This window comes from Blastopirellula marina, from assembly GCF_002967715.1.
Lineage (GTDB): Bacteria > Planctomycetota > Planctomycetia > Pirellulales > Pirellulaceae > Bremerella > Bremerella marina_B.
In genome coordinates this window covers 310494-325380 of record NZ_PUIA01000069.1, presented here as the reverse complement: position 1 = coordinate 325380, position 14887 = coordinate 310494, and the positions used below count along the sequence as shown (strand labels likewise).

At 56.3% G+C, this 14887-nt stretch carries 13 protein-coding genes; 5 read left to right on the top strand and 8 right to left on the bottom strand.

What is annotated here, in order from left to right:
- Positions 1-26: 26 nt before the first annotated feature.
- Positions 27-2132 (bottom strand): esterase/lipase family protein, encoded by a 2106-nt coding sequence (locus C5Y96_RS21775; RefSeq protein ID WP_105357809.1) that lies wholly within the window; start codon positions 2130-2132, stop codon positions 27-29.
- A 147-nt stretch (positions 2133-2279) separates the two neighbouring features.
- On the opposite strand from C5Y96_RS21775, the gene C5Y96_RS21770 reads away from it, so the two are divergent.
- Complete coding sequence (locus C5Y96_RS21770; protein ID WP_158261358.1) at positions 2280-3443, top strand: aminotransferase class V-fold PLP-dependent enzyme; 1164 nt, start codon at positions 2280-2282, stop codon at positions 3441-3443.
- 60 nt (positions 3444-3503) lie between these two features.
- Here C5Y96_RS21770 and C5Y96_RS21765 read toward each other — a convergent pair whose 3' ends face one another.
- Positions 3504-3731 (bottom strand): carbon storage regulator, encoded by a 228-nt coding sequence (locus tag C5Y96_RS21765; RefSeq protein ID WP_105357804.1) that lies wholly within the window; start codon positions 3729-3731, stop codon positions 3504-3506.
- An 855-nt stretch (positions 3732-4586) separates the two neighbouring features.
- Here C5Y96_RS21765 and C5Y96_RS21760 point away from each other — a divergent pair.
- The 3 genes from C5Y96_RS21760 to C5Y96_RS21750 all read left to right on the top strand — a co-directional run bounded on the left by C5Y96_RS21760 (position 4587) and on the right by C5Y96_RS21750 (position 7214).
- Positions 4587-4949, top strand: a complete 363-nt coding sequence (locus tag C5Y96_RS21760; RefSeq protein WP_146115763.1) for a hypothetical protein — start codon at positions 4587-4589, stop codon at positions 4947-4949.
- A complete protein-coding gene (locus tag C5Y96_RS21755; protein WP_146115762.1) occupies positions 4936-5712 on the top strand; it encodes a tetratricopeptide repeat protein in 777 nt (258 codons plus the stop codon). The genes C5Y96_RS21760 and C5Y96_RS21755 overlap by 14 nt, the downstream gene beginning before the upstream one ends.
- 83 nt (positions 5713-5795) lie before the next feature.
- Positions 5796-7214: a sulfatase-like hydrolase/transferase gene (locus C5Y96_RS21750; RefSeq protein ID WP_105357777.1), complete on the top strand. Its 1419-nt coding sequence runs from the start codon at positions 5796-5798 to the stop codon at positions 7212-7214.
- 136 nt (positions 7215-7350) lie between these two features.
- Here the strand turns inward: C5Y96_RS21750 and C5Y96_RS21745 are convergent, their stop codons facing one another.
- Together C5Y96_RS21745 and surE are read right to left on the bottom strand one after the other, a co-directional pair.
- Positions 7351-7875 (bottom strand): hypothetical protein, encoded by a 525-nt coding sequence (locus C5Y96_RS21745; RefSeq protein WP_105357775.1) that lies wholly within the window; start codon positions 7873-7875, stop codon positions 7351-7353.
- Positions 7876-7994: 119 nt separating this feature from the next.
- On the bottom strand, positions 7995-8768 hold the full coding sequence (surE, locus tag C5Y96_RS21740; protein ID WP_105357773.1) for a 5'/3'-nucleotidase SurE: 774 nt from the start codon (positions 8766-8768) through the stop codon (positions 7995-7997).
- A 411-nt stretch (positions 8769-9179) separates the two neighbouring features.
- Between surE and C5Y96_RS21735 the strand changes: the two genes are divergently transcribed.
- Entirely contained in the window at positions 9180-9875 is a 696-nt protein-coding gene (locus C5Y96_RS21735; RefSeq protein ID WP_105357771.1) for an SGNH/GDSL hydrolase family protein, read from the top strand.
- Between the two features lie 24 nt (positions 9876-9899).
- Here C5Y96_RS21735 and C5Y96_RS21730 read toward each other — a convergent pair whose 3' ends face one another.
- The 4 genes from C5Y96_RS21730 to C5Y96_RS21715 all read right to left on the bottom strand — a co-directional run bounded on the left by C5Y96_RS21730 (position 9900) and on the right by C5Y96_RS21715 (position 14522).
- Entirely contained in the window at positions 9900-10733 is an 834-nt protein-coding gene (locus tag C5Y96_RS21730) for a hypothetical protein (RefSeq protein ID WP_105357768.1), read from the bottom strand.
- Positions 10734-10777: 44 nt separating this feature from the next.
- Positions 10778-12880 (bottom strand): hypothetical protein, encoded by a 2103-nt coding sequence (locus C5Y96_RS21725; protein ID WP_105357766.1) that lies wholly within the window; start codon positions 12878-12880, stop codon positions 10778-10780.
- Positions 12881-13036: 156 nt separating this feature from the next.
- Positions 13037-13999, bottom strand: a complete 963-nt coding sequence (locus tag C5Y96_RS21720; protein ID WP_105357763.1) for a DUF1559 domain-containing protein — start codon at positions 13997-13999, stop codon at positions 13037-13039.
- A 94-nt stretch (positions 14000-14093) separates the two neighbouring features.
- Positions 14094-14522, bottom strand: coding sequence for a hypothetical protein (locus C5Y96_RS21715; protein ID WP_146115761.1), 429 nt, complete (start codon positions 14520-14522; stop codon positions 14094-14096).
- Positions 14523-14887: the final 365 nt, after the last annotated feature.

Sequence of the window (14887 nt, the reverse complement as noted above, 5' to 3'; positions counted from 1 at the left end):
ACGCAGACGACTCCCCTGGAAGACGCTTAATTGGGCGACGGGGGAGTCGTATAGATGCTGGTCCGTAGCGGATTGGGCTGCTCAGGGGCAACTCTTTCAACTGGGGCCAGGTGATTTGCCGGCATCACCGGATCGTGCATGATGGGTTCGATCGCCGGCTGCTGAAGCGAACTGAAGTATTCCGCTTTCAACTGGTCGACATGTTCTCGCAAGATCCGTCGAACTTCGATCACGCTTTCTGGATTGCGATGGACCGTGTTGTGATCCGCAGTAACGATCTTCTCGGATAAGGCCTCGTCCAAGTGGGCACTCTCGTACTTCACGACACCATCGCTGCGTCCTGAGAAATACCCCAGCCAGGTATCCTGATCGACCACGCCGATCACCGTATGGTATTTGACCCATGGTGCTTTCGGGGCGTCCAGAATCTCTGGCAATACCGGCGAATCCGGGGCCAGCGAGTCGACGCTGGTGCTGATTTCTAGCAGGTCTCGATTGCGGAAGAAGCCAGGGTTCTCGGCGATCAACCGATTGCTGCTGCCCGTGACAAAGCTCGGAAGTGCAATCAAGTTCTTGCCCAGCCAGCGTGTGGTCGAGTTGGCAAAGTCACTTCCGCGGTGCGGCGTACCCATGGTAATCACTCGGCGGACCGAGGTGCTGGGTTCAAAGAACAGCACGCTCTTAAGCGCCTCGGTGTCTTCTGGGCTGCCTTTGAGCAGGCTCGGTGGTTGATCGGAAACCAGGTTCCAGAAGTCGTTCTGGCTTTCGATCGTCTGCATGCGCGAGACGAGCCCTCCCATGCTGTGACCGACAAGCACCATCTGATCGAGTGCTATCGCCGCATGCTGCGGGTCGAGGTCTGCTCGCATGGCGTCCAGGTCGGATCGGAACTGAGTGGCTGAGATCCAGAATGGTTGCCCTGTCGGGTAGAGATAGAACCAGAACTGGTAATCTTTGCGAATCTCGGGCTGAGCACGCAGGTCGTTGAACATTTCGAGCCAGGTCATGGGGCTGGACCACAAGCCATGCACCATCACCACCGGGATTTTCTTCGGATCGTACGGCTCGAGCATGTAGATGCCGCGTTGTTCCTGCTGCTCGCCAGGCGTCAACATGCCTAACGTTGCCAGGTAAGTTTGCGATACCTTGCCTGCATCCAAGAGGTAAGCCAGTGGCGTGCTGATGTCGGCTTCCAGCGGAATCTCGCGGCCGTGGATTTCGAGCTCAGGCTGTTCGAGCGGATCGTATAGCAAGATCTTGCAGTAGTGAATTTTCTTGTTCGTCTCGGGATCGATTTGCGGCGTGTGTTCCACTTTTAAGAACGCCGTCAGCGCGAACGTCAGGTTCGGCGGGAAGTATTCAGACCCTGGGGCTTTCGGCGGGTTGTCTTTGCATTCCGCAATCAGCGGCACGCCTAGACCATACTGGCGATGTTGGTTCTTGAGCCCTTCAACTTGGTAGTCGGAAGTGAACTTGAAGTCTTGAAACTGGGTGTCCTTCCATCGGCCGACGGTATCGAGCGACACATGGAAGACATGATTCGGAGTCTTGATCCGATACGTTTCTCCCTGCTTCAAGCGGCCTTGAGCTTTGACCAGCCGCAACGATCCTTCCAGCGACTTATTGTAAATGTCGCAGGCCTGACGGAAGCGTGGGTCGTAGCCGTCGGCCGCGACCCCTTCTTTGCATTCGAACAGAAAGTAATAGGCGTGCGACACGCTGCCGGCGTACAGTTCCAAGGCGGTCGCGTCCTTGCCCATCGCATCGGCCCGTGTGGCCGCAATGTACGAGAGTTCGGCAAACGTATAAAGGTTTTCAGGCGTCGGTTCGCGCTCGATGATCTCGGCTAGTTCGGCCAGCCCTTTTTCGTAGCTCCCGTCGGCGTACCTTTCCAGCCCCAGCACACGTAGCGATTGCCGGGTTCGGTCGGTGACTTTGGGGCCTGTGTGCGACATCAACTGCAGCGGACCTTCCAGCGGATTGCTCGGCGATTTCCGAACACTGGCCCACTTTTGCGTTGCACAGCCCGAGGTAATCGAGATTCCCAATAGCAATACGACGATCCACCTGGTTTCCCAGCGCGAACCTCGCCCAATGATGGCAGGCATGAACCAGTGTTGAGGATGGATCATGGTACGCGATCTCGAATCGTGTATTTAGGAACTCCAGGGGCACAAATGCCTGGAAGTCACGTCCTACGCTGGACATGGCAAGAGGCCGGAAGACAATACAAAGATCCAGAAAAGTACGTCAATGTGAGATCAGCAAGAAATTGTTGGTTGCTGCCAAGGAGTTTTACGATCAGCGATCGCAACGATCTTCCTCCGTTTGATCCCCGTTGGAGCGAGTGGCCCCTGCCCGATGACCCGGCCGTTCGAGAGGCCCTGCTCCGCGCTTACCAGGACGGCAGTTGGGGCCGCTATCATGGTCCCCATGTCGAGCAGCTCGAAGCTGAACTGGCCGTGTTCCACGAGGTGCCAGCATCGCTGTCGTGTGCCTCGGGCACCATCGCCGTACAGATCGCTCTACGTGGTTTGAACTTACCGGAAGGATCTGAAGTGATTCTGGCGGCGTACGATTTCCCTGGGAACTTCCGCGCCATTCAAGACAGCGGGCTGTTTCCGGTGTTGGTCGATATCAACCCACGTACCTGGTGCTTGGATGCCGAGACGATTGAAGCGGCCATCAGCAAGAAGACTTCGGCCGTGATCGTTTCGCACCTGCATGGAGGCATCGCCGACATGCCTGTAATCCGTGAAATGGCCGATCGCCGCGGGATTGCCATCGTGGAAGATGCCTGTCAGGCCCCCGGTGGCAAGCTCAACGGCAATCGCTTGGGGACCTTTGGCGACGTAGGTGTGCTCAGCTTCGGGGGAAGCAAGCTGCTGACGGCCGGAAGAGGCGGAGCGATTCTGACCCAACGGGCCGAAGTGCTACAGCGGGCCAAGATCTTCTGCGAACGGGGAAATCACGCGTTTCCGTTGAGCGAACTGCAAGCGGCCGTGCTGCTACCGCAACTAAAACGACTCGTCGCGCAGAATGAGGCGAGATTTCATAACGTGCAAAGACTGCGGGAACTTCTCGCAGCAAGCGAAGACCAATTGCAGCCCATTGAGTTACACCCAGATGGTGAGCCAGCATTCTACAAGCACGCCTGGCTGGCCAGTTCAGAGCAAGTTGCCAGCTTGCTGGTGACCAAAGCAGAAGCAGCGGGAGTGCCACTGGCAAGTGGGTTTCGTGGTTTTACGAAACGCCCAAGTAGTCAGGCTCGTAAAGTGGGAACCCTGCAATCGGCTGAGTGTGCCTCGTCCCGAACGTTGATTCTTCACCATCCCATCCTGCTGCAAGCGCCAGTGGCAATCGATTGGATTGCCCAGTGGATCTCGCGAGAACTGGATGCCGCGATCCGAAGCGGGACTAGCCCTGACAGCGAGAGCATCTGACTCCCAACGCCGCGATCAAGTTTCATGGTTGTCATAACCAACGGCGTTGGGGCAAAGGCTTTAGCTGGCAGAGTGGCTATAGCTGGATTGATTCGCGTTCATCAGGCCAGTCAGGGCCAGGACAGCGTCTTCGTCGAGTTCCAGTTCGACTTCACCACGCAGGATACGGACATCCTTCGGAGCATCAACACCAATGGTGACTCGATTGCCAGAAATGCGATTCACGACGATTTCGATGTTGTCGCCAATCTTGATGGAATCGCCAACTTTTCGACTCAGAACTAACATGACCTCACTCCTCCGTGGCTAATGAAACTGGATCGTCTTGACCGGGTACTGTGCCCTTGGTGAGGTCTCGACACCCTGCGTGTCGAACACCCTCGCCGTGCTGTCCAACTAACGCAACTCAAGGGCCAGAAGTTGAAAAAACTGTCTGGGATGACCTTGAGTTTCTCGTAAGTTATTCTGTCTCAATGCTTTTCGATTGGAAAAATTTGTTCGATTTGGCTCAAGAAATCAGATCGCATGGCCGACACGCTGTCTTAATATGAGATCCTACGGTCAATCTGAGATCATTTTCGCCTGATTCCGGGCTCTTAGAACCAGGTTTGGGGTGTCCTGACCCCCTTCTCATTTTGACTGATCGAGCAATCTATACGCGTTGAAGCGACGCAAAGTGGTCAATTGTTGTTCGTGCAGGGCCTATAAATAGTTGAATATAGGGGTGCGATGGGTTTTGGGGTAAGCTACTCTTAGTCTGCCCAGCTCAGACGCCAGGTGAAAGCCCCTATCAGCCGTTCCGGCCGTTGGTCGCTTGTCAATCAAGTCGGTTTACAGAAAACCAACGAATTAAACCGCAGATGCCGGACATTTAGGGGCGTGGATGGAAAGCCGTCAGGAGCACCAACTAGCAGGACAGGTGCTCCCTCGCCTAGGTGGCAATTTCCAGAAAAATCCTATTTAGCTTTCTGAATCATTGCCGAAATCCTATCTATATAGTACCATTTCAGAGGGGCCCGCTATTGGGCTATGTGCGTTAGTCCGCTATGAATTGGCTTTATCTTAGTACGACCTCGAATGCCCCAGGGAAAATGGATCTGTGCAGTGGTCGTTCGACGAACGTCGCTGGGAATGGAATTCTGGTTGAAATCAGACCAAGAGCGTTCGCGATGGGCATTTCCCGACTTCTTGTTGGTGGACCATAGCGACCACCATAAGATAGTGCATCACATCCAAGACCGTTGGCATCTCAAGGTGCTTTCGCTAGCATCTAAGCCTGTCGCCACGCTGCCGCGCTCTCGAAACGAAGATCCTGGCGTGATCAAGGCCTACGTGTTTCAATATTTGGGTAAGCAACCGGAAGCCACCGGACCGCTCGACTTCCGCTATCGCTGGTGCCTATTGGAAGAAGCCCAGCGACGTATCCGCCGAAAGCCCCTGCAACGGATCGTTCAAGATGTTCATCGCCAGTTCAGTGACCAGGTTCCGCTGTTTGATAGTCCTTAGCCTGGTGCTTCTCCGCCCGGCTCTCGGGCTTGCCCAAGACGACGCGTTCGACAAGCTGAACGTGCAGCTTCGCGGGGCCCTCGACAAAGACGATCACCAGCAGGCGATCACTCTGCTGGACGAGATGATCAAGCTCAAGCCGGCCATTCCGAATCTGTATTACTACCGTGCAACTGAAAACTTTTTTGCCGAGAACTTCCGCCAGTCGGTCGACGACTTCGATCAACTGATCAAACTGCAGCCAGCCCGTAGCGATAGCCTGTGGGAACGCGGCATCTCGTGCTATTACGCCGGCGACTATGCCGACGGAGCGAAGCAGTTTCTCGACTATCAGAACTACCACGATCAAGACGTCGAGAACTCGGTCTGGCGCTACTTGTGCCTGGCCAAGTCCGATAGCCTCGCGAAGGCCCGCGAGACGCTGATCAACATCGAACGCGACTCGCGACCCGGCCTGCAAGAAGTACTGGAACTCTATCGCGGCAACGTGACCCCAGAGAAACTGCTCGAGCAGATGGAAGCCACCAAGCTCACCGGCGAAGCCGCCGCTGGCTATCGCTTCTACACTCTGCTTTATGTCGGGCTGTATTACGTCGCCGAAGGAAAGGACGACCTGGCGGCCAAGTACCTGAAGATGGCCGCCGATCCCAAGCTGTTGGAAGCCGGTCCTTCGCGGATCAGCACCTACATGTGGGAGACCGCCGGTATCGCCCATCGCGATATTCTCCGGCGTCAAAAGCAGCAGGCCGACGGCGAAAAGTAGCATCGCACGCCTGGGTGCGTTATCCTGGGACGCGTCCCCACGGCTCACGCTCATCCAACTCCCACCCCGAAAAGATGCCTCCCATGAAGCGACTTTCCCTTTTCATCGCGCTGCTTCTGCTCGCGATTGGCTCGCAGGTGACTTCCGCTCAAGAACTGCCTAACTTCCTGGTCATCCAGTGCGACGACCTCGGCTACGGCGACTTGCAGTGCTACGGCCACCCCTCGATCAAAACGCCCAACCTCAACAAGCTGGCCTCGCAAGGGGTTCGCTTTACGTCGTGCTACAGCGCCGCGCCGGTCTGTTCGCCATCGCGTGCTGGCCTGGTCACGGGGCAAACGCCGACGCAGGTAGGAATCTACGATTGGATCCCCGGTGGTTCCCCCATGCATGTGAAAGCCAGCGAGCACACCGTCGCGAAGCTGCTTAAATCGGCCGGCTACCAGACGGGGCTCTTTGGCAAGTGGCACTGCAACGGCATGTTCAATTCCCCCAAGCAGCCGCAGCCGGGGGATCTTGGTTTCGACTATTGGTTCGCCACGCAGAACAACGCGGCCCCTTCGCACGAGAACCCCAAGAACTTCGTCCGTAACGGCAAAGAGGTTGGCCCCACGACCGGTTTCTCCTGCCAGGTAGTGGCCGCTGAGGCCAGCCACTGGCTCGAAGACATCAACGACGACGGCAAGCCTTTCTTCGCCCTGGTCACCTTTCACGAACCGCACGAGCCGATCGCTTCGCCGGACGACCTGGTGAACACCTATCCCGACGCCGACAAACGCGGCCAGGCGTTGTACTACGCCAACGTGACCAACATGGACCGGGCTGTCGGCAGCTTGATGCAGACGCTCGACAAGCTGGGCCTGGCCGACAACACGCTTGTGCTATTCACCAGCGACAACGGGCCGGAAACGCTCGATCGCTATCCCAATGCCTGGCGTTCGCACGGTTCGCCTGGCCCGCTGCGAGGGATGAAGCTGCACATCTACGATGGTGGAATTCGTGTGCCCGGCATTGCTCGCTTCCCCGGGAAGCTCGACGCCGGGATCGAGTCGGACGTGCCGGTCTGTTCGCTCGATATCCTTCCCACGTTCTGCGAAATGGCTGGCGTCGAGATTCCGGCCGATGCGCAGCTCGACGGCACCAGCCTGGTCGGGCTCTTCCGTGGCCAGCCGATCCAGCGCGCCAAGCCGCTGTTCTGGCACTACTATCGAGCCTACGACAATGCCAAGGTCGCCGTGCGTGACGGGGACTGGAAGCTGGTCGCCCTGTGGGACCAAGGGGAAGTCAAACCTGGTGCCGCCTATCAAAAGGGAGACTACTCGAAGATCAAAGACGCGAAGTTCACCGCGTTCGAGCTTTACAACCTGACCGAAGATATCGGCGAGACCAAAGATGTTTCGGCCGATCATCCCCAGATCGTTGCCCAGTTGAAGAAGGCCTTGCTTGAGAAGTACGACCAGGCCACGGCCAATGCACCGGACTGGTTCGCGGAAGCCAATTAGAAAGTCGTAGGGTGGCTACCGACGTCTTTGGCGGATAGCCACCTTAAGTTGGTGGAATGCTTCAAGATGGCTATCGCCTCGGAAGGCGTAGCCATCCTACGAGCCGTGTATGGCGTAGCGGCTTGCTTCTTAGTTCTTAGATCGATTGGTCGCCGTAACCGCCGCCGGGGCCGCCGTTGTAACCACCACCATGGCCAGGGCCACCTTGCCATGGACCACCCTGGCCCGGTCCACCCTGGCCGGGAAGTGGTGTGGGGTACGGGAACTGCCCGGGGAAGTTCTGATAGATCGGGCCTAAGCCGCCGTACGGTGGTCCCCACAATTGATACGGAACCGAGTACGGACGGAACGGTCGTTCCCATTCGCCATACGGACGCACCGGACGGCCCCATTCTTCCACGATGTGCAATTGGTCCAGGCTGCCGTCAACGCCGCGGATGCTCGAACGGCGATGGTGATAGCCTGACTTCAAATAGGTGGGGTTCTCGTACACGAACGCTGGCTGCGGCTGCGAATATTGCACGGCCCGCTGACCCGTTTGTGGGTCGTGGCTATAAAAGCTGGGCGCGAGCAACCAGTCGTTTGCCGACGCGGTACTAATTGCGATAAGGCCAAAGGCCAGGGACAGAAGTCCAAGCAGAGTCACTTTTCTTGCAAACATGATAGTGTCGATCAATCACGCGCAGCGACGCGGAATCCATCCACGCACAGGTGCGCACTTCGACGCCGGCCTCAGTTGCCGGTAAATAAAATTGAAAAGTGAATCGGGGTACTTCTACCCTAATCAAGGACTTTCAGATTCCAAGGCTTCATTTCGTCGATTTGCGCACGTTCGGTCATGTCGAAGTGCAGCGGCGTGAGGGTCAGATACCCTTTTTCGAGCGCCGAGAGATCGGTTTCTTCCTCGCCATGCTCTGGCCGAGGATCGCCGGTAGCCCAGTAATAGTCACGGTTTCGGGGGTCTTTCCGCTTGATGAAGTGCTCGCCGTAGCGGGCCACCCCCATCGGCACGATCTTCAGTTCGGCCTCGCCCGGCGGTAGTTTCGTGGCGGGGGTGGGAATGTTCAGGTTATACAGCCTGGGAGACTTCGATTTGTGCTCGAGGATCTGGCTGATGATCTGCCGAGCCATCTCCGCTGCCCGGTCGAATTGAGCATGCTCGTCCCATTCCAGCGACACGGCAATGCTGGTGATGCCAAAGAAGGCTCCTTCGATTGCCGCCCCGACTGTGCCGGAGTAAAGCACGTTGATCCCGGCGTTCAGTCCGCCGTTGATGCCGCTGACAATCAGGTCAGGCCGCTCGTCCATCAGTTCGACCACCCCCAGCTTCACGCAGTCGGCCGGGCTCCCTTCCACGGCATAGCCGCGCTTTCGATCGCCATCGTAGATCTCTTTGCAGACCAGCGGCGACAAGAAGGTAATCGAGTGCCCTACCCCGCTCTGCTCGGTTGCCGGAGCAATCACGGTCACATCCCCAATGGCCCGCAACGCCTTTTCCATGGCCGCCAGGCCAGGTGCGTAAATGCCGTCGTCATTCGCTAGAAGAATTTTCATCGTGGTTCCACCTCGGGTTTTTCTTCCATCTTACGGCAATTTGAACGTCGGTACACGTGGCTCGCAAAGGCTTAACGTTGGCAGGTATCGCGTCGGGCGATATGTCAGGGCTTTCTCGGGCTTGGCGCTTACATAAAAAATGCCAAAAACGGGGGATTGCTCTGCCCGATTTAGATCACATGGCCAGGCCGAAGCCATTTGGCATCGCAGCCGATTCGGGGATATGGCTTGTTCAATAACTTGCCTGTGACTGGCACCAACACAATCGACTTCCAGGTCGAATCGCCGCAGTAACGCTCGGCCCGCGTTCCCCGTTCTTGCACGTAGTTGATCTGCCAACCGTGGCGGTTAGACTTGGCCTAGCGAGATTCTCGTCCTCAAGGCAAGTCCTACCGATTGGAAAGCACCCTCATGCGAACCTGGTTTTTGGCTCTTTTGTTATGCGGCCTCTCTGTTTCACCAACTCTGGCTCAAGAGAAAGCGAAGCCGGATCCGTTTCGCGATCCGTTTGCCAACCCGGTCGATAACGCCCAACTGCCTCGCGTGTTGATCGTGGGGGATTCGATCTCGATCGGTTACACGCCGCGCGTTCGCAAGCTGCTCGACGGTAAAGCCAACGTCCATCGCCCCAACACCAATTGCCGCTGGTCCGCATTCGGTGCCGAGCACATCGACCAGTGGGTGGGGGATTCGAAGTGGGACGTCGTTCATTTCAATTTCGGCTTGTGGGACTGGTACGGCTGGAGCCAGTCCGTCAAAGCCACGCCTGAGTCGTACGCGAAAAGCCTCGACACGATCGTCACCAAGCTGAAGGCCAAGACCGACGCCACGCTGATCTTCGGTGTGACGACGCCCCCCTGCATCGGTCCGGAAAAGAAGGTGAAGTTCGTCGTCAGCGAAGCCCAGGCCCAAGAGTTCAACGCCGCCGCCATCGCCGTGATGAACAAGCACGGCGTAACGATCAACAACCTCTACGAAGTGATCGGCGACGACCGAGCCAAGTACCAACTGGGCGAAGACGACGTCCACTACAACGACGCCGGCCGAGACCGCCTGGCCGCCGCAGTGGCCGATAAGATTTTGGTCGCGGTGAAAGCTAAGCCATAATCATCGGTTGAGATTTTTATTTTCTCACGACTGGCGGAAGTAAGTGGCAATCTCCTTGGCAAAGTCGCGTTCAGGCTTTGCTCCTCGGTCTTGCGGATGAGGCCCGACGACCACCTTCGCGCCTGTCGAGGTTAGCGTGCCAGCAAACTGAACGAACTTGGCATTCTCGGTGATTTGTCCTGCGATTCCGAGCCCCTCACAGAAGTGATTCATCCAGTCATAGCCAGAAAGAAACAAGATCCGTCGAGGCTGCCAGGCTTGGATTTCGAGACGGAGAATCTGCTCGCAGTACGGATGCTGAAGTTGTCGCAATGAGGTTGTGGGATTGCCGCCGCCACTGGGTGAGATTTTATAGAGATTCGTCCATGCAACGTGATTGGCCCACGTGTCCCAGAGCGATTCTGGAAATGGGATATTGCGTACCACATGGCGGATCACTCGCCAGAACGCGGAGGTCCGCGTGCAATATAGCCGCTTTGTTTTCGAGCTCCGGCACTTAGGGCATTGCGATTTCCGACCGAAATAGTTCTCCTGGCAGTCCTCACAAGCACGAATCTGTTTCCAATACTTGAGTACCCAATTGAGCCCTCGATTGTCCCATTGATGCGCTGCGTTCTCAACGACTTCACTTCGCCTGGCTTGATCTTGCATCTCTGGAGGCAACCACGTCCCATTATTTCCATTGAGCGCTCGACCGACGATCATAAGCTCGTTTTGGTAGTCGCTACCTGTGGTTCCTAGAAATGCTGACAATACGGTGTTCTTCCAAGTGGAATACTTCAACGCAGAGTGCCCCACGTCTTGTAGCATGTCGTCGAGAAGGGTTTCCACCGAATCGGAAGCTGGTTGATCGGGCATAAGATTTCCCTTTTGGCTGGCAGGATGCTAGTGGGCATATCCTATCACTGCGGCAACCGTGATTTCAAAAGTGCCGCAGCCCTGCGCGACTGGAGATCGGCCGGTGTGACAGCGCTTCCGTTCCTGGTCACCAGTACAAACTTCTCGGCACCGGGCGATGCATCCCAGTACCCGTCTGGCGTGTAGACGATCCACTCGTAGTTTTGTGCTTGTTGAAGGACATGCACCCACGCGATGGTATCGAACGTTTGGGCGTCGCGCAGTTCGATTTCACCTGCTCCGGTCCGCCGGGCGAAAACTTTGCCGTTGAACGCGATACCCGACATCGGCGTTAAATTCCGGCCATTGCGACCAGGGCCTAGCCAATATCCGTACCACGTGCCTAGAAGCTTTCCGTCGGGTGTGACGACGGCATTTGCTGATTTCCGGTATTCGACCAATAGGGCATCATCCTGCCGATTCGGAATCGGCGTTACCCAGTCGATTCTGGCAAACGGAATCGTTAACTCCGTATGTGTCTTGTCAGCAAGGTAAAGCGAATTCCCATAGCCTCCTAAAACCCAGGCTTGTCCCGTATGAACGATCGTTTGGTAATACTCACCCTCCTTCAGGACACGCTCGTAGGTGATTTCTCCGGTCGCGACGTCGTATTCGCGGAGCGACTGAATGTGGACGGTCCGCGTAGTTTCGAGATCGGGGCGAACTTTACTTAGCAACGACTCGTAACGCTCGCGACGAAAAGTGTGGTAAATGACCAACACCTTGCTGCCGTCGGAACTAAGTGCCCCTAGTCTCACCGGGGGCGTTGAGTCCTTTTCAGGATCCAACGGCGGCTGCATCAGAACCTTTCCCGTGGCGGAGTCCAGCACCTGGAACGCAGCGCCATCAAGTAGCGCAAACATGCCTATGCGGCTGCCATCCGAGCTGCATGCGACAGGGATAAACTTGCGTAAGCCTTCGGGGCACTCACGCTCCCAAACAGGACCCTGGTGCCCTGGTACGTAATAGCTCATTCGGACACCATCGCGAATGAGCCAGCCGGTCCCAATAAACTGATCCCAGCGGTTGTCTCTGTCGCGATTGCGGGGGAAGTCAGGGAAACGGGTGACTTGTTGACCCGTTTCGATGTCCGTGACGCGACCTTGCAATTCCTGCACGATTCGGCCGCGACACACCTCGATGTCGTATGGAACCTTGGCATCACTCGCGGTGAGATTTCCGGTGATGGGAATCGTCAATAAGCTACGCTTCTGATCGCCATGATCCATTACGGCGGCAATGCGCTGATTGTCTGCCACCAACGCCCAAACACTGCCAGTGAGGCCATTGCTCTGGGCGGTAAACTTTGCCTGTTCTACTGGTGTGCGGGGTGTCACCGCAGAGATGCCGGCCTGCAATCGCTTGATCGCCGGCGGGAACTCATAGTCTGGTATCGGAGTTCCCAGCGGGTTTTCAGGAGCACCGTAGTCAAGCGAGTCTCCTCCTTCGCCAATACCGTAGCTCTTCTTGCCGGTGGTCACGTGGAACTGAACATGACACGGGAAACTCCCTGTTCCTGATCGGGTTCTAATCCTGCCTCCCACGCCTGCTCCAATCACGCTATCGCCGTCAAACACGACCAAATGATCCACCTTGATAGGCGTATCGATTTTCGTTTTCCATTGACTTTGTTTCAGGTCCCAGATTCCTAGTTGCGTTTGCTTAGTCTCGTAGCTGGGCGAAACGGGGAACTCAAGATTCAGGTCGCCTAGTACGGCTAACTGTTCGCCAGTGGCATCGATCGCGACTGCTCCGGCCACCTTCTCGATTAGCAGTTGGGAAGAAGCATCCTTAAGGTCAATGCGATAGACATGCTCGTACGTCGAGACAATACACCACTGGCCATCGGGCGAGAACGCGGCCGCACGAATCGCATGCGACATAGGCACGGAAAGTAGCACCTGAGACTTTTCGTAGTCAACGACGTAAAAGATTGCCTGAGCCCAGTTCCCCCGCCCGGCAACCAGCTTTCCGTCAGCGGAAACCGCGAGAGGATGCAAGGAAACATCTTGCACCGTGACTCGCCAATGATCCGCTGGCTGGGCAAACGATGATCCACTACCAGCCAGCAGCAGAACGATCGCGGCGATGAGAAGTCGGCCTGGCATGCGGCATTTTCCGAGAGGGACAAGTCGTGGTGAAAAGCTGCCGCTAAGATACCACGAAACACGCCGCCATCGATGGAAAATGCTGACTTTGCTCGCGCGTGTCAATGGCCCCGGAAGCTAAGTCCGGGGCCGCACATGCCAATCGAACCTGGCGGTTTAGTAATCGCCAATCACGTTGCCATCGGAGATCGAAAGCAGGTACTCAAACGTCGAGTTCACCGCGGCGTTGGTGTTGTGCTCGATCGTTTCCGGAATGAACCGAACCGAACCGTCTCCCAGGCAGAACTGGGCACCGCCAGGGTGCATGCTGGTATACGATCGGCGACATTGATCGTTCTCCGGGCAATTGATTTTGCGATGGCCGCCGGCGGAAACCGCACCCAGCCCTTTGCCGTCGTTATCGAAATACCCGCTCGTTCCCCAGAACATCGCTCCCTGGGGTTCGTTGTTGCCGGAAAGCGGATTGAAGTAACTGCGTTCCCCAATCAGAATCGTGTTCGAAGTCCCGTCGGTCAGGTCGCGGAAACCGATGTAGCTGTTGCGAAAGAATGCGCCGTCCGCTTTGCCGTTGGGAGTGCCGCGGTCGTTGCGAATCTGGCCGCTGCTGTTGTTCACCACGTAGTTGGAAACGATGCCATGGCGGTTCACGTCCGCGATCGTGTCGCGATATTTGCGGTTGGCAACCGAGTCGTTGTGCTTTTCGGGACCAGCATCCGAAGGGCAACGAACGCCAGCTATTGGCGTTTGAATCACCTTTCGCTTGGCACCTTTATTGACCGCGTTCACTGCCGAATCGCTACTTACCTCAAGAATGTCGTAAGCAGAGTTCTGCTCGAAGTAAGGAGCCAGCATCGCTCCCCAGGCCCACAGCGCAATCCGATCGTGTGTCGTGTCGCCGGTGAAGACGTAGGCAGGCGGCAAGCTGCCGACCACGTCGTGATAGGTATGCATCGCCAGCCCCAACTGTTTCATGTTGTTAGTGCACTGCATCCGCCGTGCGGCTTCACGGGCTTGCTGAACCGCCGGCAATAACAACGCAATCAGCACGCCAATAATCGCAATCACGACAAGCAACTCAACCAGCGTGAAGGCATGCCTTCGAAAAGAAGAATAAGACATGACAACTCCTTGCAAAATCTAGATAAGAAAAGAAGAGAAGAGAACGGTTTGCCCGCGACAACAATCCGCGGCGGGCTACCTGATGGAATCGAAATTACTTTTTGCGACCTGCCTTCTTCGGATCGAGATCGAAGTCAAACTTGTTGTCCCCTGCGTTGGCCGTGACCTTCAAACCAGAGCGATCGAAGTCGGCATACTTCTTGGCAACGGGATTCTCGCCGACCACGGTATTCCCCGCGGCGTCTTCCGTTTCTGGCGGTGAGAAATAGATCGCGATCTGATAGTCACCAGGGGCCAGGCCGGTGGTCTGCGAATCGGTTTCGACATGATAGGTGCCGTCGGGCTGAATGTGCCCGAATGCGGACGACCCTGAGTTAACCGGCGAGAAGGCCACCGTTCCACCGGTTAGGGGAACGCCTTCGACCGTCACGATGCCGGAAGCGGTCGCTCCGGCCGATGTTCGACCTTGGCCGCAGCCTGTCAGCGTCAGGCAAACAAGGCTGACTGAGCACAACGTAGCCACAAGAAAACGGTTTGTCGCACGATGCAAAGCAGGTCTGCAAAGTTCGTCCATGGCAACCTCAAATGACAAGATGTTGGTTGTTTCGACTAGGACAGAATCGAAGAAAAGGTGGATGGATGACCAGAAATTCGGGGGGCAGCACAACCGAGATACTATCAAGAAATTACATTTCACCCAATGTATTTTTGCGGTAAAAGATTGTGAATCTTTGCCGGTTAAAATAGGCAGTTTGCGGGTTGGTGGCTGCTCAAAGCCCCTTAAGTCATTCGTCAGCACTATCAGCGTTTCTTCTAAGGGCCATACAGTGCCTTCCCCCTGGTCTGGGGCAGCAACAACGATGTCTCACACGCCCAAAAACTATTCGT